Below are 18272 nucleotides of genomic sequence, written 5' to 3'. Positions count from 1 at the left end.
GATGGCCGTCGCTCACCTCGGGCGGGCCACCTCGGGACGGGCCTTTTCCAGCAGCGCTCTGACTTCTGCGGCCTTGGCAGGGAAGGATTCGTACAGCTCCAGTGCCCGTTCCCAGCACGAGTGCGCCCTGCTGTGCTGGCGCAGGGCGTGCAGAGTCTCGCCCAGCTCGCTCCAGGCCGCGCCGTCGGCCCAGCCGCCGCCGCGGCGTTCCTCGGCCAGCACGACGGCCGCCTCGGCATGGGGCAGAGCCTCGGCGGCGCGATCCAGCGCGAGCAGCACGCGGACCAGGTAGATCAGTGTGGACTGCTCCCACGTGAGATTGCGCCGCTGCCGGAACAACGCCAGCGCCTCCTGCAACAGGGGGAGCGCCTCATGGTGGCGTCCGGCGCGAGTGAACACCTTGGCCATCGCGACCACGGCGTACGGGTCGCGGACGTCGTCGCCCAGGTGGGCCCGCATGACGGTCTCGGCCTCATGGAGGGTCTCGATCGCCTCGTCGTAGCGTTCGAGGGAGGCCAGCCGCTGGCCGACGCCATAGAGCATGGCCGCCTCCTGATAGCGCTCGCCGAGCTCGTGAAAGCCTGCCGCGGCCTGCCGATAACAGTCGAGTGCCACGTCCTGGCGGTCGTGACGATCGGCCTGGATCACGCCCATGGTCGACAGGGCCACCCAATGGTGGTTCATGTCGCCCGCGCGCAGGGTGACCTCCATGGCCGCGGCGCACTCGGCGATCGCATCGTCCAGGCGGCCGGCGTCGCGCAGGACATGGGCGAGGGAGGCGCGGGCGCGCCCCTCGACGAAGACCTCGCCCGCGGCGGCGGCGCGGGCGGCAAGGTCGTGGAACCTGGGGACCAGCCTGTTGGATTCATAGGCGAACAGCAGGATCAGGTCGAGGATCTGCAGCTCGCTCGAGAGATCCACCGCTTGTACCCGGATGAGGCATTCCAGCTCACAGGCGACCCACGCGGTGGCCGCCTCCATCGTGTCGAAGGTGAGCCCTCCCTCAGCCGTCACTGAGACGGCCGAGGGATCGCCTGGATTGAGGGTGTTGAAGGCGTTGCGTGCCGTGGCAAGGTAATGCTCCAGCAGCCGGGCGAGTGCCGGCCGGTCCGGCTCGGCCAGCGAGCGTGCGTAGGCGCGCAGCAGGTCGTGGTAGCGGTACCGGCCGGGGGCGGGGGATTCCAGCAGGCTGAGATCCACCAGCGACTCCACCAGATCCTCGGTCTCGACCTCGCTCAGGTCCACCATCGCGGCAGCGGCCGCCAGCGGGAGGTCCGGCCCCTCCGACAGCGCGAGCAGCCTGAAGGCTCGGGCCTGGGAAGGATCGAGCTGGCGATACGACAGCTCGAAGGCGGCACTCACCGCCACGTCAGAGGTCCGCAGGGCGGCCAGCCGCTTGCTCTCGTCGGCCAGCTTGTCGACCATCACACGGATCGGCCAGCCGTGGCGGGTGGCGAGCCGGGCGCCGGCCACCCGCACCGCCAGCGGCAGGCGTCCGCACAGCTCGACCAGATGCTCGGCGTCCGCCGTCTCCGCGGACACCCGCGGGGTGCCGACGATCCGCTCCAGCAGTCCCAGGGCCTCGGCGGCGGGCGGCACGTCCACCTCGACGAGGCGGGCGCTCGGCAGGAGGGAGGGGCGTGCCCTGCTGGTCACCAGCACCCGGCAGGAGGACGAGCCCGGCAGCAGCGGCAACACCTGTGCGTGATCGCGCGCGTTGTCGAGAACCACCAGCACGCGCCGATCGGCCACCGTGGAGCGGAACAGCGCCGCGCGCTCCTCCAGCGTTTCGGGCAGGCGCTCGTCGGCGACGCCCAGCGCCCGCAGGAAGGCGGCCAGCACAACCGCAGGATCGGCCGGCGCGGCGCCGGCGCCCTGCAGGTCGGCGAAGAGCTGCCCGTCCGGGAAGTGTTCCCGTACGGTATGCGCCGCCCGCACGGCCAGCGTGGTCTTGCCGACACCGCCGATGCCGGTCATGACCGTGACCATGGGCGCCTGACCGGCTCGGGCCGCCAACGCCGCCACCAAGCCGGCGACCAGCTCGGCGCGGCCGGTGAAGTCGGCCGGGCCGGGCGGCAACTGCGCAGGGACCTGCATCAGGGCGGGCGCCGGAGCACTGTCAACGCTCAGCAGGTGCTGAAACAGCTCGGCCACCTCGGGGCCGGGATCGATGCCCAGCTCGTCGGCGAGCGTCTGCCGTAGGTCGGCGAAGACCGCCAGCGCCTCAGGGCGGCGTCCGCCGGCGGCCAGGGCTCGCATCAGCAAGGCCCGCAACCGCTCCCTCAGCGGATACCGCGCCGACAGCTCGGCCAGCTCTGCCAGGACCTGACCGGGCGCCTGCCCGCTGTCCAGCTCCTGGGCACAGGCCGATTCGATGGCCACGAGCCTGACCTCTTCCAGGCGGCGCAGGTGAGGTCCGCGCAGGCCGGCAGGCTCACCCGTCCATAACTCCAACGCCTCTCGGTAGGCGCCCTGGCGGGTCAGCCTCTCGAAGTCGGCCAGATCCGTGCCGACGCCGGCGAGCGCGTACCCGCGTCCCCGCGACACCAGGTGCTCATGGCCTATCGCCTTGCGCAGCAGCGACACGTAGGTGCGCACGATCGAGAGCGCCGAAGCCGGGGGCTCGTCGTCCCACAGGGCGTCGATGATTCCCTCGATCGGCACCGTACGCTCACCGGCCAGCACCAGCACCGCCAGCAGCTCCCGCTGCTTCGGCGGCCCGAGCCGCACCTCCGCACCGTCACGCCAGCCCCGCACCGGCCCCAGCACAGCCACCCGTACCGCCACGAACACCCCCGAGCCAAGAACTATAGGCGAACGCACGCGACCGAATCGTGATCAAGATCGCTTTCCTACCGCCGAAATCCGGTCCGATTCTCCCCGAAGGCCGATAGCGCAGCGACTGGTCGGCCCACATTCTTGCCGCGCTTCGCCCGGCTGATCCCGGGGGTGCCGCTACGCGGGTGCGGACGGATGTTCAGAGGGGACGGGGAAGTGCGGGCACGGCGGGAAATGGCGGATCTCGGTGAAGGGGCCTGATCAACACGTGGAGTGGATCAATCCACCCACGGGAGCGGTCTCCACCATGGCGTTGTACCGCTGGACGGCGGCTGTCGTCTCCTCCACATAGATCTCGATGCCTTTGTCCATCAAGAGGTCCAGCGTCTCGGGGCACGTCTGCAGGAGCATCCGCATGCCGCGGGAGAGAACGATCACCTGGCTGCCGTTGTCGAGCAACTCCTGTACGTCGGCAGGCTGGATGCCAGGAGTGTGCCGCGTGCCGGTCTCGTTCCAGTCCCAGGGGCGTCCTCCACCGGGGTAGAGCTTGAAATCCTTGCCTTCTCCGAGGCCCTCGACCACCATCCGGCCCCAGGAGATATGTGTGATCAAAGGTGATCGACGCTCCATACGCCGAGATTACTCGCCTCGCGTCGCGCCTGATCGGTCGCAGCAGGAGTGGCCGCCAGTTCTGCGACACGGGGGAGAGGAAGAAGCGCGGCCTCAACCACGTCACAGAAGCCCGCGTTCCATGGCCACGACGACCGCCGCTGCCCTGCTGTCGACGCCGAGCTTGGCGAAGACGTGCTTGAGATGCGTCTTCACCGTCGTCTCGCTGATCAGCAGCGTCCTGGCGATCTCCTTGTTCGCCGCGCCGCGCGCCACCAGGCGGAGCACCTCCAGCTCCCGCGGGCTCGGCTCCTGCACAGGGGGCCTGCCGATGATGGCGGACGCGATCGACGGGGCCAGGACCGCTCCTCCGGCGGCGGCCGTGCGGACCGCCCGGTGCAGCTCCTCCCGTGGCGCGTCCTTCAGCAGGTAGCCCGCGACCCCGGCGGCCATGGCCCGCATCACGTCCGCGTCCGTGTCGTACGTGGTCAGGACGATCACCTTGATCTCCGGATGGTCGGCGTGCAGCCGCTCGATCGCGCCCACCCCATCGAGTCCGGGCATGCGCAGGTCCATGAGCACCACGTCCGGGCTTGCCCGCCTGGCCATGGCCAGCGCCTCGAACCCGTCGGACGCCTCCGCCACGACCTCGATGTCGGCCACGTGGTCGAACATGCCGCGCAGCCCGTCACGGACCACCGGATGGTCGTCGACGATCATCAGCTTGAGGGGATGCGCAGGCACAGCGCCGTCCCTTCCCCCGGAGCGGACTCCACCGTCAGCGTGCCGCCCACCCCGCCGGCCCGCTCGCGCATGGCGGCCAGCCCGTACCCCTGGCTCCGCGCGGCCGGGTCGAACCCCGCCCCGTCGTCGAACACGTCGAGCGTCACCTCGTCGTCCATGTAGGTCAGCGTGATCGCCACCCTGCCCGCCCGCGCGTGCTTGGCGACGTTGGACAGCCCTTCCTGCGCCGCCCGGAGCAGCGTTGCCCCCACCTCGCCCGCCAGCGGCCTGGGCGTGCCCTCCACCGACACGGTCGCCGTCAGCCCCGACGTCCGCGACCACCGGCCGGCCACCTCCGTGAGCGCCGCGTCGAGCTGGGCGTCGGCCAGCGGCCCCGGTCGCAGCGCGTCCACGGAACGCCGTGCCTCCCGCAGGTTGTCGCGCGCCAGCTCCTTGGCCAGCGAGATCCGCTTCTGCACGGCGGGCAGGTCGGGCATCGCCTGCTCGGCCGCCTCCAGCTGGGTGATGATCCCGCTCAGTCCCTGGGCGATGGTGTCGTGGATCTCCCTTGCCAGCCTCGCCCGTTCCTCCAGGACCCCGACCGTTCTGTTCTGCGCGCTCTGCTTGGACACGTAGTCCACGAACAGCCCGATCGCCACCACCAGGCCGGCGGCTCCGGCGAGCTCCCACAGGGCGCCGGGGTCGTCCAGCCTGCCCCGGGCGGCGAAGGTGCACAGGACCGTCGCCACCGCCCCCGCGTAGGACCAGGGGGCGGCCAGCATGAGGTACGGCTGGGGCATCAGACCGAAGATCACCACGTCGAAGGCGCGGTCGCCGACCACCAGGGCGACGTAGAGCCCGCAGATCACGACCAGGTGGAACGCCATCGGGTTGAGCCGCCCGATCAGCTCCGGCCGCCGCACGACGAAGAACCAGTGCCAGAGGGCCATCAGCGCGACGATGCCCAGCGTCAGCGGCTCTGGGCCGCCGTTCTCGCCGATCGACAGGATCGACCCGAGGGCCAGGCAGGCGTAGAAGAGCCAATGGAAGGCACGCGACCAGCGCGCCTCCCAGATGCTCATGTCGTCACTCCCATCGGAACAGCGCGGCGGCGACGGCCGTGCCGGCCACGATTATCCCGGTGAGGATCATCATCGGGAAGACCGCGGCGGTGCCGGACCACCCGTCGCTCAGTGCCTGCACGCCCGGGGTCAGCGGCAGGAAGTCGCCGATCTGGCGCAGCGAGTCCGGCAGCGCCTTCCTGGGCACGGCCGCGCCGGCCAGGAAGATCATCGGGAACGTGACCAGCATCCCGATCAGGCTCGCGCCCCTGGTGTTGCGGACGACCGCCGCGATCACGAACCCGAGCGAGCAGACCATCACCGAGCACAGCAGGAAGGCGGCGGCCAGCAGGGGCACGTTCCTCGGTGCCTCGACGTCGAACACCACGATCGAGACGACCACCAGCACCACCGCCCCCGCCAGCGTCGCGACGACCTGCGCCACCAGCTGGCCGGCGAGCAGCAGGACGGGGGAGATCGGCGTGGCGGCCAGCCGCTTGAGCACCTTGCGTTCGCGGTAGGAGGCCACGATGCCGGGCAGCGCGCCCATCCCGCCGATGGCGGCGATCATCGCGATGTACCCGGGTACGGTGCCGCTCTCGCCGCGCTTCAGCACCAGCAGCATGAGCGGGAACGCCATCATGAAGAACATCGACGCGGGGTCGCGGAACAGCAGCCGCAGCTCGGTGGCTGTGAGAGAGGTGAACGCTTTCATCGGTCCGCACCCTCCAGCGCGAAGTAGGCCTCTTCCAGGGAGGCGGTGCCGGTCCCAGCGATGATCTCGCTCGGGCTGCCCATGGCCCTGACCTGGCCGCGGGCGAGGACGGCGACCCGGTCGCAGAGCGCCTCGGTCTCGTCGAAGTAGTGGCTGACCAGCACGACGGTGGTGCCGGTCGTCTTGAGATCCTTGACCAGCCGCCAGGTTTCCCTGCGCGCGATCGGGTCGAGGCCCGTGGTCAGCTCGTCGAGCACGACCACCTCGGGGTCGCCGACCAGGGCGAGCGCGAGCATCAGCCGCTGCTTCTGGCCACCGGACAGGTCGCCGAACGCCTTCCGCGCCAGCGGCCCGAGCCCCCAGCGTTCCATCACCTGCCGCCAGTCGGCCGCCCTCTGGTAGAAGGAGCCGAACATGCGCAGCGCCTCGGCCACCTTGATCCGCTCCGGCAGCGAGCTCTCCTGCAACTGCGCCCCGACCCGCTGCGCCGGCCCCCGCCGCCTGCGCGCCGGGTCCTCGCCGAGCACCCGGACCGTGCCCCCGTCGGGCCGCCTGAGCCCGATCAGGCACTCGACGGTCGTGGTCTTGCCCGCCCCGTTGTGGCCGACGAGCCCGAACGTCTCGCCGGTCCGTACCGTGAACGTGACACCGTCCACGGCGTGCGTGCCTCCGTATGTCTTGCGGAGGTCCCTCACTTCGATGGCTTCCATGCTCAAAGCGTCGTGCGACGGCGAGCCGTACGGCATCGCCCATCACGTCGCCCGGCATCCTCCATCCGAGGGATGCCGTCTGCCGGGGCGATGTGGTCGACTGGAGCGGTGGAGCCGATGAGCCGGCGGCCGTCAGCGTGAGCCCGCCAGGTCGAAGCAGCGGCCGGCCGCGCAGGCGCAGGGCTCATCGCCGCCGACGACGCCGGCAAGTACGAGGTGATCGGCCGCCGTCGACGCCAGGCGCGGAGCCGGGAGAATGGGAGCATGACCCAGGTCTCGCTCACACCGCTGACCGTGGCCGACGCCGACGAGATGGTGGACGTCCTGAGCGGTGACGATCTCTACGCCTTCATCGGCGGCTCGGCCCCCACGCTGGACGGCCTGCGCGCCCGCTACACGCGGCAGGTCGCCGGCCGTTCTCCCGATGGGCAGGAGGAATGGCACAACTGGATCATCCGCAGGGAAGCCGACGGGCAGGCGGTCGGCTACGTGCAGGCGACGATCACTGAACAGGGCCGCAGAGCCGAGATCGCCTGGGTGGTCGGCGTCGGCTGGCAGCGGAGGGGATACGCCACCGAAGCCACCCAGGCGATGATCGCCCGGCTCTTCGCCAGGGACGTCGACCGCGTCGTGGCGCACATCCACCCCGGCAACGCCGCCTCCGCCGCCGTCGCCGCACGGGCAGGGCTAACCCCCACCGACCGGTTCGACGACGGCGAGCGGCTGTGGGAGCGGGCGCGCGGCTGACCGGTGAGGTCGCTCGCCGGGCTCGATCTCGAAGGCCACCTTCACCCGCTTGTTGAGCTCCTCGGGGAACGCCTCGTCGGAGTCGACGGTTGTTCGCTGTACGCACCGCTCAAACCGTCCGTCAGGACGTTGGTCTGCGGCCCTCGTCCGGGCGTGGCGGCCTTCGGCCTGCCATCCGGCTCTTGTGCCTTCTGACCTCGTCTTCTCTGGGCACGCTTCGGCGGATCTCGTGGATGATCTGGATGAACGCACGGATCCGGGTGTTCTCGCCGGTCTTGCGCCAGAGGAGGCCGTACTCGATGGGCGGCGCGTCGCTGAAGGGCACGAAGGCGACGCCAGGCCTGGCATAGTAGCGGGCGCCGCGCGCGGCTACGACGGAGACGCCTTTGCCGACGTGGATGTGGGAGAGCACCTCCTGCCAGTAGGTGATGGGCGGGCCGTGCGGGATGGGACGGCCCGCGGGAGTTCGCTGTGGATAGTGGTAGTCCAGCCAGTAGTCGGGGATGTTGCCGGTCATCGGCAGGAGGATGACGTCGGCGAGGTCCTCGAGGGAGACGGTCTCCCGCCGGGCGAGGGGATGCCGGTCGGGGACCATGAGGGCGCGGGGCTCGGAGAAGATGACGGGACCAGCGGTGATGTCCGGCTCGTCGATGGGGAATTCGGTGAGCTGGAGGTCGAGTTCGCCGGCGCGCAGCGGTCCGAGGGGATCGCCCAGTTGCACCTCCTGAATGTGGACCTCACAGTCGGGGTAGCGGACGCGGAAGAGGTCGGCGGCTGTGACGACGAGGTCGCCGGACCACAGGGCGGAGAAGCCGACCTTCAGGGTGCCCGTGATGCCGCGGGCGGCGATGATGGCCTGTTCGAGTCCGGTCCCGATCTGTTCGTAGGCGGGGCGCAGATCGGCACGCAGCCGCTGCCCCAACTCGGTGAGCCGCACCGCGCGGCTGGTGCGTTCAAACAGCGGCGCCCCGACCTGGCGCTCCAGTTTCTTGATGGTCTGGCTGATCCGGCCGGTGGTCACATGCAGCCGCTCGGCGGTGCGCCCGAAATGGAGCTCCTCGGCCAGGACCAGGAACGCTTCCAGCTCAAGTCGTTCGAGCACGAGCCCTCCAGGTCGTTGAGCCCCGGTAAACGATCGTTTCGCTTTGGCTCGTTGTTCGCTCTTTCGCCGTACTGCACGCTGGAAAGGACGGTCCGGCGGCAGGAAACGGAGAACAACGATGAGCAAGGTCGTCGTGGTCATCGTCGTCTCCATGGACGGCGTCGTGGAGGAACCCACGTGGGCCGGGCCGTTCTGGAACGACGAGCACGCCAGGTTCCACAGCGGCCACCTGTTCGCCAGCCGCGCGCTGCTGCTGGGCCGCAGGACCTTCGACAGCCTGTCCAAGATGTGGCCGGCGATGGCGCGCGAGAGCGATTTCGCCGCCCGGATGGACTCCATCCCCAAGTACGTGGCGTCCACGACCCTGCGGAGAGCCGGCTGGAACGCGGTCGTGATCAAGGGTGACGTCGCGGAACAGGTCACCAAGCTCAAGCGCGAGCCCGGCCGGGACCTCCTGGTGTACGGCAGCGCCGATCTGGTCAACTACCTGATCAAGCACGGTCTCGTCGACGAGCTCAAGCTGCTTGTCCATCCCGTCGTCGTGGGCCCAGGCAAGCGCCTGTTTCCTGACGGCGTCGACAGCACGACCTGGACACTCGCCGCCACCTCCACCTTCGGCTCTGGCGCCATCGTCCTGGAGTACCGCCCGGCGGCCGGTCAGCGGCTCATCTAGGACTGGTTCCACTCTGTCCTCCTTCTCTCTCTCACCCACGTATTCGGTTCGTGGCCGCGCCCTGTGCGCGCCGTACATGAAGGACCTGGCCGGTGGTGGGGCCACGCCGAACTCAGCGAGTTCGGCGTGGCCCGGTTCGCGCTCTGCCGTTGCCCGACCGTAAGGAGTCCACCCTCAGGGCGTACGGCTCGCTCAGTTCTGTCTACTGAGCCGGATCGGCCGCCCTGTCGGCAGGTCCGGCCTGGCCGCCGCAGAACACCTGCTTGACGAGCTTGTTCAACGGCTCAGGGAACTTCCCTGCCAGGGACCTTGCCGCGTCGTCCACGTAGTTCACCGAGGCGGTCAGGGTCTTGCTGCCGTCGGGTGAGCTGTACATCAGCGCGCCGTAGCCGTGCGGGGGAGCGCCGTTGTGCTGGTAGACCGTGCCGCAGTTCGGGCCCAGGTCCTGCACGAACAGCCCGAGGCCGTAGCCGAGCTTTCCGTACGGCTTGCGCATCTCGGCCAGCAGGTCGGCCGGCAGGAGCTTGCCGCCGTTCAGGGCGGAGATGAACGTGTGGAGGTCCTGGGTGGTCGAGATCAGGTCCCCGGCGCCGGCCAGCAGGGAGAGGTTCTGGCGGGAGATGTCGACCGTCTTCTGCCGGCCGGCGGCGTCCTGGTAGCGGTAGTAGCCGTGGGCGTGCGGGCCGGGCAGCCGTGTCCGGTTGCCCGGCACCATGGTGTCCCGCATCCCGAGGGGGCGCAGGATCCGCCGCTGCAGTTCCTCGGCGTAGGAGCGGCCGGTGATCTTCTCGATCAGCAGCAGGGCCAGGGTGTAGTTGGTGTTGGAGTAGTTCTGGTCCGTGCCCGGCTCGAACCGCGCCGGCTTGGACAGCGCCAGCCGTACCAGCTTCTGCGGCCGGTAGGTCTTGAACCGGTTGGCCAGCCACGCGTCACCGGTGGCGGGAATGCCCGGCACGAACCTCCCGTCGTCGTAGTACTCGCCGGTGTAGTTGAACACCCCGCTGGTGTGCTGCAGCAGCATCCGCACCGTGATCCGCTCGTCCAGCCCGAGCTTGGGCAGGAAGCCGGCCACCGGGTCGTCCAGCCCGATCTTGCCCTCTGCCACCAGCTGCAACACCAGGGTCGCGGTGAAGGGCTTGATGACGCTGCCCGTCCAGAACCGCCCGTTCGTCGGCGGCTTCGCGCTCTGGCCCAGCTTGCGCACCCCGGCGCTGCCGGTCCACTCGCCCCGCTGGTCGTGCACGCGTACCTGCACCCCGGCGAAACCGGCGTCGACGAATGCCTGCATGGCCTTCTGCAGCTCCGGGCGATCCTGCCCGGCGGAGGCCTTCTGCACGGCCCCGCTGTCCGCGGCGGCTACCGCGGGTGCGGCCACAGCCGCCCCGGCCAGCAGCGCGGCCGCCAGCGCCGTGACCGTCACTCGGCGGAAGACCTTGCCGAGCACCGGGGGCTGGTGCACGCCGTGGACACGCGGCCCGGTCGCCGTGATCGCTGAGGGGGAGGGGATCTTCATGGTTCCTTCGTCTCTGGTGTCGCGCTCGGGCGAAAGGCTCGCCGAGCAGCTCGGGGTTGATCGAACGGGTCTGGGGTGCTCAGCCGTGTCGTCTGCTGAGCCGGCTCGGCTTCGTCAGCCGGTCCGCTCGTCGTGGAACGCCGCCGTGACGAGCTTCTGCTTCACCTTCTCGAACGCCTCGGACATGGCGACCATGTCGAGCTCGGCTTCCCCGGTGGTCACCGAGGCGGTCAGGGTCTTGCTGCCGTCGGGCGTGCCGTACATCAGCGCCGCCCAGCCCCAGAAGCCGCCGTTGTGGTGCAGGAGGGTGCCGCCACCCTCGGTGTCCTCCACGAACACCCCCAGGCCGTAGCCGATCGTGGGGTCGGGCTTGCGCATCTCGGCCAGCAGCGGGGCGGGCAGGAGCCTGCCGGAGTTCAGCGCGGAGAAGAACGTGTGCAGATCCTCGGTGGTCGAGATCATGTCACCGGCGGCGGAGATCCAGGAGGGGTTGAAGCGGGTGGTGTCGACCGTCTTCCACTCCTCGGCGTCCTGGTAGCGGTAGTAGCCGTGGGCGTGCGGCTCGGGGATGTCCGGCGAGGCGTCCGGCACCACCGTGCCCGTCAGGCCGAGCGGGCGCAGGATCCGCGCCTGCATCTCCTCGGCGTACGCGCGGCCGGTGACCTTCTCGACCAGGAGTCTGGCCAGCACGTAGTTGGTGTTGGAGTAGCTCCAGCCGGTCCCCGGCTCGAACCGCGCCGGCTTGGACAGCGCCAGCCGCACCAGTTCCTCCGGCTGGTAGGTGTGGAACCGGTTGTCGGTCACCCACTCCTTGCCCAGTCCGGGGATCCCCGGCGCGAACGTGCCGTCGGGGTAGTACTCGCCGGTGAAGTTGAACAATCCGCTGGTGTGCTGCAGCAGCATCCGCGCGGTGATGCGCCGGTCCAGCCCGTACTCGGGCAGGTGGTCGGCCACCGGGTCGTCCAGTTCGATCGTGCCGTCGGCCACCAGTTGCAGCACCAGGGTCGCGGTGAAGGTCTTGGTGGTGCTGCCGATCCGGAAGTGGCCGTTCGTCGCCGGCTTGGCGCTCTGGCCCAGCTCGCGCACCCCGGCGCTGCCGGCCCACTCGCCCTGTTCGTCGTGCACGCGCACCTGGACCCCGGCTGCCAGACCGGAGTCGACGAACTCCTGGATGGCCTTCTGCAGCTCCGGGCGGGCCTGGTCGGTGGTGGTCATGGTGGTGCTCCTTCGAATCTGGTGCTTCGGTCGAACGGGCGGATGGCGGCGTGCCGTCAGGCGGCGTCGAGGGCGGCGGTGATCTTGCGGATCATGTCGGCCGTGGTGGGGCTGGGCCGGCCCTGGTGGGTGCGGGCGGCTGCCTCGATGGCGACGATGACGGTGTTGCGGAAGTTGCCGGCTTCTGCCGGGTCCTGCTTGTTGAGCAGGTTCATGGATGCGGTCAGGGCCGGCAGCACCTGGTCGGCGAGTTCGGCCACGCTCTTGCCGTACAGGTCGATGTCCTTGCTCTTCGCGGCGAGGACGTGTCCGACCAGGCCGGTCGCGGAGGACAGAGCGATGGAGCCGTGAGTGGCGGCCTTGTGCGGCGAGCCTGCGGCGTCGGCGGCGGACAGCAGCGAGACGGCGCCGTAGGCGGCGGTGCGCAGGGTGGCCTTGTCCTGGGCGGTCAGGGTGACGGACATGGTGTGCTCCTTCGGGAGTCCGTTGTCGGGGAGGTGTCGGTGTTGCTTGTGGTCAGAGCATTGCCAACCGCCCTGATACGGGGTCGTCGCCGGGCTGACACGGCCGCTGACACGACCGCGCGGGGTCGACGGCAGGGCCCTCTATGCGGTGACGAGGGTCCGGGTCTCGCCGGCGGCATGCGCGCCGGTCTTGCGTCCGCGCAGCAGGAGCAGCGTTCGTCGAGGGGGTTCAGCTGGTCAGATCAGTGAGACGTGGCCCGAACGATCACCGGGTCTCCCGCGGGGCGGCCGAGGCGGTCGCCGATGACGCACAACACCCGCTCAAGCCCGCTCCACAGCCGAGACTCCATGTCGCCGGGCGTGGAGAATCGATCATGGCCGGGCAGCACGGTGTGCACCCGGTGCGAGACCCGGCTGATGCCGTCTTCGGCCGATGTCACCGTGTGCACGCCGCCGTACCAGCTCTGTACGGCGACGGCCCGAAGACCCGGATCGACCGCGATGTCGACCTGACCGTCCGTCCCGGCGACCACGGCTCGGTACGAGCCTGTGAGGTCACCGGCGAGCACGGTCATCGCGCCGCGTCGCGCGGCGGACATGCCGGCCAGGACGAGCAGGTTGTCGTCGCCCACCCGGCCGGGCTTGACGGCCAGCAGCAGGTCGGCGACCGCGTCGGCAGGGGCGTCGACCGTGCCGGCCACCTCCCATCGGATGGGAAGCGCGGTCAGCGCGGAGAGCAGGAAGTTCATCGGGATCGCCTTCCGGGGAGAGGGGCGGGTGCCGGTCACGTCGCCGAGACTGGCACCCGCGCCCCCGCCCCCGGGAGGGCGACAGCCTCCCGATGGGACACGCAACACTGAAACACTCCGCTGACCTGCGGTTATGTGGCGATGCCCAGCTGTCCCAGATGTGCCCCAGGTGGGACGCCGCCGCTCACCTGTCCGCGGGGTCCGCTCCCGGTTCGAGATTCATCGCGGCGAGCACGCGGCGGGCCTCGGCCTCCAGATGGCGAAGACCGAGGGCCGTGGCCAGGTCGAAGGCCTGTCGCAGGTGACGCGCGGCCTCGCCGCGATCGCCGGCCGCGAGGCAGGTCTCGCCGTACGGTATGAGGATCGGGGCGGCGCGCAGTCGTTCACCGGTCTCGTGGATGATCCGCAGGGCTTCCGCGTGATGATCCAGCGCCTCCACGACCCGGCCGAGGGCGCGGGCGGCCATCGCGATGTCGGTCAGGCTCAGCGCCTCCGCGATCCGGTGGCCCGTCGCCCGGGTCTGGGCCAGTGCCGTACGGAAGAGCTCCAATGCGCCCGAGGCGTCACCCGTCCCGAGCGCCACCGCGCCGTGCACTCGCAGCGCCATCGTCTCCAGATGCAGGTTGTCGATGTCCCGAGCCACCTTGACCGCTTCGGTGGCCGCCTCGTGAGCCTCTGCGAACCGGCCGAGTTGAACCAGCGCGTGACCGATCCGCGCACGCGTCACCACATGGCCCTGCGTGGTGGTTGCTTCCGGCTGCAGATCGGCGGCCTGCCGCAGAAGGTCGATGGCCTCCTCGAAGCATCCGTCGTCCATCTGCCGTTCGGCGAGCCGCTGCAACGCCATTCCTTCCCCGTCCCGGTCGCCGGCCTCCGCCATGAGGGCCCGAGCGGCCCGGTAGTCGGCGCTCGCCTCGGCCGCGCGGCCCGAGAACTGCCGGGCGATGCCGCGCCGGTAGGTCAGCCAGGCCGCCGCCCGCCGGTCGCCCAGACGTTCGGCGGCGGGGAGCGCGGCGTCCAGTACCCGGCCCCACCGCTCCATTCCGCCACGTCTGCCGAAATAGACGCCCATGACCTGGGCGAGCCCGGCCGTAGCCGTGTCGAGGCCGAGCTCCACCGCCAGCTCGAACGCCGTGACGATGTCGGGCACCTCCGCGTCCAGCCAGGCGAGCGCCTCGTCGTGGCCGTCGAAAGCCGGAAGAGCGGTGGGCGGATAGGACACGGTGATCGGCGCCCCCGCCGTCTCATGGGACATCGCGGCGTCCGCGGCGAGCATGCCGCTCAGGTAGTAGTCGAGCAGCCGCGCGATCGCCGGACTCCGGTCCGGCGACGCCTCGGCGACGGCCACCTGCCGCAACAGGTCATGCATCCGATAGCGGCCGGCCGCGGACTCCTGCAACAGGTGCGCGTCCACCAGATCCTCCAGCAGGGACCGCGCGTTGCCGAAGGGGACGTCGGCCAGCGCCGCCGCGGCCCAGGCGTCGACGCCCTCACCCGGCACCAGTCCCAGCAGCCGGAACATCCGCCGTTGCGCCGGATCGAGCTGCCTCAGGGACATCGCGAGGACGTTCGAGACGTCCAGTTCGCCGCTTCGCAGCCGTTCGGCGAGCGTGGCGACCGTCCACGCGGGACGGTGCCGCAGCCGGGCCGCCGCCACCCGGATGGCCAGAGGCAGATAGCCGCACAACCGCAGCACCTCCGCCTCGGCCTCGGGATCACCCGACGATCTCGCGCCGCCCGAGGCGGTCACGAACAGCTCGGCCGCGTCCGCCGCCGGGAGGACCTCGAGCGTGATCGGACGGACGGTGTCCAGCTCGACCATCCGCCGGCGGCTCGTCACCAGGGCGAGGCTCGCCCCCGCACCCGGAAGGAGTAGCCGGACCTGGTCCGCGTCGACGGCGTTGTCGAGAACGATCACGGCCCGGCGCCGCGCCAGCTCGGCCCTCCAGAGTGCGGCCCGCTCCGACGTGGCCTCGGGAATGCGGGCCGAAGCCACGTCGAGCGCGGACAACAGCACACGCAGCGCCTCAGCGGGCTCGACCGGCTCCCGGCCTGGAGTGAACCCGTGCAGGTCGACGTAGAGCTGCCCGTCAGGGAAGTCGGCGGCCAGCCGGTGAGCGGCGCGCACGGCCAAGGCGGTCTTGCCCACGCCCGCCATGCCGTCGATCGCCACCATCCGGTTCGTGCGGGCGGCCTCCAGCAGCGCCGCCAGCTCCTCCCTGCGGCCGGTGAAGGCGCTGATGTCGTACGGCAGGTCGTTGCGTCCCGCCGAAGCCGCCGAAGCCGCCGGGCGTGACGCCGACGGCCGAGGTGTCACGGGGGCACGCTTGGCGCGCTCCCACAACGGCCGCAGCGGCCGGGGATCGCGGCCCGCCACCTGGCACAGCGCGACAACCACCGGCCAAGGCGGCACCGACTGCCCCGACAGATATCGGGACAACGAGGAACTGCTCACATGGATGGCGCGTTCGAGCTCGCGCAGACTACGTCCGGACGCCTCCCGGATCTGCCGCAGACGCTCCGCCAGCTCGTTGCTCACCTGGTTCCGATCCCTCGTCAGAAGTTCTCTTTGGGCGACAAATTACACATACGGCCAGAGCGCGGTCAGACCGTGGTGCGGCTGCCTGATGTTCGGTGCGGGCCGGAACGCGCCGGCCGCCCGCGCCGGCCGCCACCGCGCCCGCGCCGGCCGCCACCGCGCCCGCGCCGGCCGCCACCGCGCCCGCGCCGGGCCGTAACGATCTCCCGCTACCTCGACCCGCACGGTTTCACGCCGGGGTGCGTGCCGGTCGAGGCAGCGGAGGCTTTGGCTGCTGCTGCTGCTCGCGGCGCTCGGCGTGGCACCCGGCCGGGTCCCCGGCGGCGAAGCGGAGCGGGCCGCCCTGTGGCGTGCCGAGCTGAGCCGCCAGGCGGGCGATCGTGCTGCTGGACAACGCCGCCGACGCCGCGCACGTGCACGGTCTGCTCCCGGCACCGGTCAGAGCCTCGTCGTCATCACCAGTCGCCGCCGGATGGTCGAGCTGGACCAGGTCCAGCCGATCTCGCCGGACGTCCTTTACGAGGGCGATGCGGCGGAGCTGTTCGCCAAGCTCCTGGGTCCCATGGCACACGTGACCGAGGTGCTGGTGTTGAAGCGAACCTCGATTTCCACTTCGACGCTCGGCTGCGACCGGCACCGCGTTCCTCATCGTTGAAGGTGGTTAAAAGGGCGTTCCAATATCGTCCCTTGTTGCGTCTTCTACCGCACTACATCCTGATCTAGCCGCGACCCGGCGCACGCCGGTACGCGACCTCGCTCAAGGAGAGAAGACCAATGGAGATCAGCGTTCACACCTTCGTCAGCCTCGATGGCGTCATGCAGGGCCCCGGCGGAGTCCAGGAGGACCCCAGCAACAACTTCCAGCGCGGCGGCTGGCTCGTGCCCCACTCCGCCGACGGCCAGCTCGACCCCGTCGACGGATGGTTCAGGCAGGCCGACGCCATCCTCGTGGGGCGCAAGACCTTCGAGATGATGCGCACCTACTGGTCGCAGGTCACCGATCCGGACAACATCGTGGCCACCGCCCTCAACACCTGGCAGAAGTACGTCGTCAGCAACACTCTCTCCGACGACGACGCGGCCTGGGGCAACACCACGGTGCTGCGCGGTGACATCGTCGAGCAGGTCCGCCGGCTCAAGGAGCAGCCGGGTGGTGAGCTGCAGGTGCACGGCAGCTGGCAGCTGGTGCGCACCCTGCACGACGCCGGACTCGTCGACACCTACAGGGTGCTCCAGTTCCCCGTCGTCGTCGGTGACGGCAAGCGCCTGTTCGCCGACGGTGCCACACCGGCGACCTACCGGATCACCGAGTCGGAGGTGCTGAAGGGGGGCGCGGGCGCGGTCTCGCTCACCCTGCGCCAGGCCGAGTTCGGCACCACCGGCACCGGCGAGTTCGTGGTGCACGACGGCCAGGAAGTCATCGCCTGAGCACGGCGAGGTGACAGATGGTCGGCACGCGGTCTTGGCTTGAGCTCAGGCCCTGGCCGGCCGCGAGGCCGATTCCGGCCACACCGACATCAACGCCTCAGCGACCGACCATCACGACGAACCCCTGGTTGGACGATTCAGCTGATCTGGGGCCACGTTGTCCGCTCGCGACACGGCGGTCATCGTGGGCCAGCTGAAGGATCGGGAAGAGGCGATCGACGCGATGGTGCAGGCCCAACATCTGCCCAACGCCGACCGGGATTTCTCGGCGATCTCGGCGTCGGTCTTGGCCTGGGCCACCCGGCGGGCGACGTCATCCTCCCTGCCGGTGCGCCGGTCACGTCCGAACCGCGCAGTAGGCCGACCGCGAGCTGGGGGCTGACGAGATAGCGGTTCGGGTGCTTGGCCGGCTGACATTGCTGGGCCGCGGCCAAGCGTCGAAGGACGTGGAGATCATGCTGCTGCGGCACGAGGTGGCGGTGCTGCGGCGCGAGGTCGGGCGCCAGAAGACCGGGCCATTCTCGCGGCGTTGGTCCGGTGGTTACCGACCGCGCTGCGCGCTCATCGGCTTGTCACCCCGGCGACGTTGCCGGCGTGGCACCGTCGCCTGCTTCGACGGGCCTGGACCATCCGCATCGCGGCGGACGGCCGAAGGCGAGCCGGGAGATCCGGGACGTGATCATCCGCTTGGCGCGGGAGAACCCCCGGCTGGGCTATCGGGCGAGTGCATGGCGAGCTGCTGCGGCTCGGTTACCAGGTCGGCGAGGGGACCGTACGGCGCGTTCTGCGCTCCCGTCGTTTCGGCCCGGCGCCCCGCCATCTCGACACCTCCTGGCGGGCCTTCCTGAGATCGCCGGCCAAAGGGCTTTTGGCCGGCGATTTCTTCCACGTTGACACCATCACTCTGAAGCGCTTGTACATGTTGTTCGTGATGGAGGTCCGCACACGGCGCACGCATATCCTGGGTGTGACCTTTCACCCGACTGAGGCTTGAGCCGCACAGCGAGCCCGCAATCTCCTGATCGACCTCGACGAGCGAGCGGCGTCGTGCCGCTTCCTCATCCGCGATCGGGACGCAAAGTTCACCGCTGTCTTCGATGGCATCTTCGCCGCTGCGCCGCCCATTGCTCTATCACCAAGATCTTGATTGACCTAGTATGGGGGCAGCCTCGTCCATGAGACGGGTTCCGTGCGCCTTGTGAGCCGCACGTCGCCGCGCCCTTCCTGGCGGCATGAATCTTGGATA

17 protein-coding genes are annotated in these 18272 nt (G+C 70.1%); 5 read left to right on the top strand and 12 right to left on the bottom strand.

The features are described 5' to 3' along the window. Positions 1 to 12 precede the first annotated feature (12 nt). The 6 genes from AC3EO4_RS06395 to AC3EO4_RS06370 form a co-directional block, all read right to left on the bottom strand. A complete protein-coding gene (locus AC3EO4_RS06395) occupies positions 13 to 2823 on the bottom strand; it encodes an AfsR/SARP family transcriptional regulator (protein ID WP_431894247.1) in 2811 nt (936 codons plus the stop codon). 216 nt (positions 2824 to 3039) lie between these two features. Beyond that, positions 3040 to 3390 (bottom strand): Mth938-like domain-containing protein, encoded by a 351-nt coding sequence (locus AC3EO4_RS06390; protein ID WP_379573140.1) that lies wholly within the window; start codon positions 3388 to 3390, stop codon positions 3040 to 3042. Positions 3391 to 3510: 120 nt separating this feature from the next. After that, entirely contained in the window at positions 3511 to 4107 is a 597-nt protein-coding gene (locus tag AC3EO4_RS06385; protein WP_379573223.1) for a response regulator, read from the bottom strand. Continuing rightward, complete coding sequence (locus AC3EO4_RS06380) at positions 4107 to 5192, bottom strand: sensor histidine kinase (protein ID WP_379573139.1); 1086 nt, start codon at positions 5190 to 5192, stop codon at positions 4107 to 4109. Before AC3EO4_RS06380 ends, AC3EO4_RS06385 begins: the two co-directional genes overlap by 1 nt. A 4-nt stretch (positions 5193 to 5196) precedes the next feature. Then, positions 5197 to 5886: an ABC transporter permease gene (locus tag AC3EO4_RS06375; protein WP_431894246.1), complete on the bottom strand. Its 690-nt coding sequence runs from the start codon at positions 5884 to 5886 to the stop codon at positions 5197 to 5199. After that, positions 5883 to 6596, bottom strand: coding sequence for an ABC transporter ATP-binding protein (locus AC3EO4_RS06370; RefSeq protein WP_379573137.1), 714 nt, complete (start codon positions 6594 to 6596; stop codon positions 5883 to 5885). The genes AC3EO4_RS06375 and AC3EO4_RS06370 overlap by 4 nt, the downstream gene beginning before the upstream one ends. A 264-nt stretch (positions 6597 to 6860) precedes the next feature. Between AC3EO4_RS06370 and AC3EO4_RS06365 the strand changes: the two genes are divergently transcribed. Then, on the top strand, positions 6861 to 7343 hold the full coding sequence (locus AC3EO4_RS06365; protein ID WP_379573136.1) for a GNAT family N-acetyltransferase: 483 nt from the start codon (positions 6861 to 6863) through the stop codon (positions 7341 to 7343). Between the two features lie 121 nt (positions 7344 to 7464). On the opposite strand, the gene AC3EO4_RS06360 is transcribed toward AC3EO4_RS06365, so the two are convergent. Continuing rightward, positions 7465 to 8445, bottom strand: a complete 981-nt coding sequence (locus AC3EO4_RS06360) for a LysR family transcriptional regulator (RefSeq protein ID WP_379573135.1) — start codon at positions 8443 to 8445, stop codon at positions 7465 to 7467. 118 nt (positions 8446 to 8563) lie between these two features. On the opposite strand from AC3EO4_RS06360, the gene AC3EO4_RS06355 reads away from it, so the two are divergent. Further along, entirely contained in the window at positions 8564 to 9118 is a 555-nt protein-coding gene (locus AC3EO4_RS06355; RefSeq protein ID WP_431894243.1) for a dihydrofolate reductase family protein, read from the top strand. A 202-nt stretch (positions 9119 to 9320) separates the two neighbouring features. Here AC3EO4_RS06355 and AC3EO4_RS06350 read toward each other — a convergent pair whose 3' ends face one another. The 5 genes from AC3EO4_RS06350 to AC3EO4_RS06330 all read right to left on the bottom strand — a co-directional run bounded on the left by AC3EO4_RS06350 (position 9321) and on the right by AC3EO4_RS06330 (position 15598). Next, positions 9321 to 10631, bottom strand: coding sequence for a serine hydrolase domain-containing protein (locus tag AC3EO4_RS06350; protein WP_431894241.1), 1311 nt, complete (start codon positions 10629 to 10631; stop codon positions 9321 to 9323). Positions 10632 to 10745: 114 nt separating this feature from the next. Beyond that, positions 10746 to 11846, bottom strand: a complete 1101-nt coding sequence (locus tag AC3EO4_RS06345; RefSeq protein WP_431894240.1) for a serine hydrolase domain-containing protein — start codon at positions 11844 to 11846, stop codon at positions 10746 to 10748. Between the two features lie 56 nt (positions 11847 to 11902). Next, complete coding sequence (locus tag AC3EO4_RS06340; protein ID WP_379573131.1) at positions 11903 to 12310, bottom strand: hypothetical protein; 408 nt, start codon at positions 12308 to 12310, stop codon at positions 11903 to 11905. A gap of 242 nt (positions 12311 to 12552) precedes the next feature. After that, positions 12553 to 13059, bottom strand: coding sequence for a hypothetical protein (locus AC3EO4_RS06335; RefSeq protein WP_379573130.1), 507 nt, complete (start codon positions 13057 to 13059; stop codon positions 12553 to 12555). A 184-nt stretch (positions 13060 to 13243) separates the two neighbouring features. Continuing rightward, positions 13244 to 15598 carry an ATP-binding protein gene (locus AC3EO4_RS06330; protein ID WP_431894237.1) on the bottom strand — a complete coding sequence of 785 codons (2355 nt, stop codon included), beginning with the start codon at positions 15596 to 15598 and terminating at the stop codon, positions 13244 to 13246. A gap of 472 nt (positions 15599 to 16070) precedes the next feature. Between AC3EO4_RS06330 and AC3EO4_RS06325 the strand changes: the two genes are divergently transcribed. The 3 genes from AC3EO4_RS06325 (at position 16071) to AC3EO4_RS06315 (ending at position 18020) form a co-directional block, all read left to right on the top strand. Next, a complete protein-coding gene (locus AC3EO4_RS06325) occupies positions 16071 to 16253 on the top strand; it encodes a hypothetical protein (RefSeq protein ID WP_431894235.1) in 183 nt (60 codons plus the stop codon). Between the two features lie 119 nt (positions 16254 to 16372). Beyond that, complete coding sequence (locus AC3EO4_RS06320; RefSeq protein WP_431894233.1) at positions 16373 to 17026, top strand: dihydrofolate reductase family protein; 654 nt, start codon at positions 16373 to 16375, stop codon at positions 17024 to 17026. Positions 17027 to 17750: 724 nt separating this feature from the next. Continuing rightward, entirely contained in the window at positions 17751 to 18020 is a 270-nt protein-coding gene (locus tag AC3EO4_RS06315) for a hypothetical protein (RefSeq protein WP_431894231.1), read from the top strand. Positions 18021 to 18272 lie beyond the last annotated feature (252 nt).

The organism is Nonomuraea sp. bgisy101, assembly GCF_057708945.1.
The sequence above is the reverse complement of the archived record's forward strand: the minus strand, read 5'-3'. Positions and strand labels throughout refer to the sequence as shown.

What these genes read in the sequence shown, in the direction of transcription:
- AC3EO4_RS06385 (WP_379573223.1), bottom strand. Translation starts at nt 4,107, where the DNA reads ATGATCGTCGACGACCATCCGGTGGTCCGTGACGGGCTGCGCGGCATG.
- AC3EO4_RS06380 (WP_379573139.1), bottom strand. Translation starts at nt 5,192, where the DNA reads ATGAGCATCTGGGAGGCGCGCTGGTCGCGTGCCTTCCATTGGCTCTTC.
- AC3EO4_RS06375 (WP_431894246.1), bottom strand. Translation starts at nt 5,886, where the DNA reads ATGAAAGCGTTCACCTCTCTCACAGCCACCGAGCTGCGGCTGCTGTTC.
- AC3EO4_RS06370 (WP_379573137.1), bottom strand. Translation starts at nt 6,596, where the DNA reads ATGGAAGCCATCGAAGTGAGGGACCTCCGCAAGACATACGGAGGCACG.
- AC3EO4_RS06365 (WP_379573136.1), top strand. Translation starts at nt 6,861, where the DNA reads ATGACCCAGGTCTCGCTCACACCGCTGACCGTGGCCGACGCCGACGAG.
- AC3EO4_RS06355 (WP_431894243.1), top strand. Translation starts at nt 8,564, where the DNA reads ATGAGCAAGGTCGTCGTGGTCATCGTCGTCTCCATGGACGGCGTCGTG.
- AC3EO4_RS06350 (WP_431894241.1), bottom strand. Translation starts at nt 10,631, where the DNA reads ATGAAGATCCCCTCCCCCTCAGCGATCACGGCGACCGGGCCGCGTGTC.
- AC3EO4_RS06345 (WP_431894240.1), bottom strand. Translation starts at nt 11,846, where the DNA reads ATGACCACCACCGACCAGGCCCGCCCGGAGCTGCAGAAGGCCATCCAG.
- AC3EO4_RS06340 (WP_379573131.1), bottom strand. Translation starts at nt 12,310, where the DNA reads ATGTCCGTCACCCTGACCGCCCAGGACAAGGCCACCCTGCGCACCGCC.
- AC3EO4_RS06335 (WP_379573130.1), bottom strand. Translation starts at nt 13,059, where the DNA reads ATGAACTTCCTGCTCTCCGCGCTGACCGCGCTTCCCATCCGATGGGAG.
- AC3EO4_RS06325 (WP_431894235.1), top strand. Translation starts at nt 16,071, where the DNA reads ATGGTCGAGCTGGACCAGGTCCAGCCGATCTCGCCGGACGTCCTTTAC.
- AC3EO4_RS06320 (WP_431894233.1), top strand. Translation starts at nt 16,373, where the DNA reads ATGGAGATCAGCGTTCACACCTTCGTCAGCCTCGATGGCGTCATGCAG.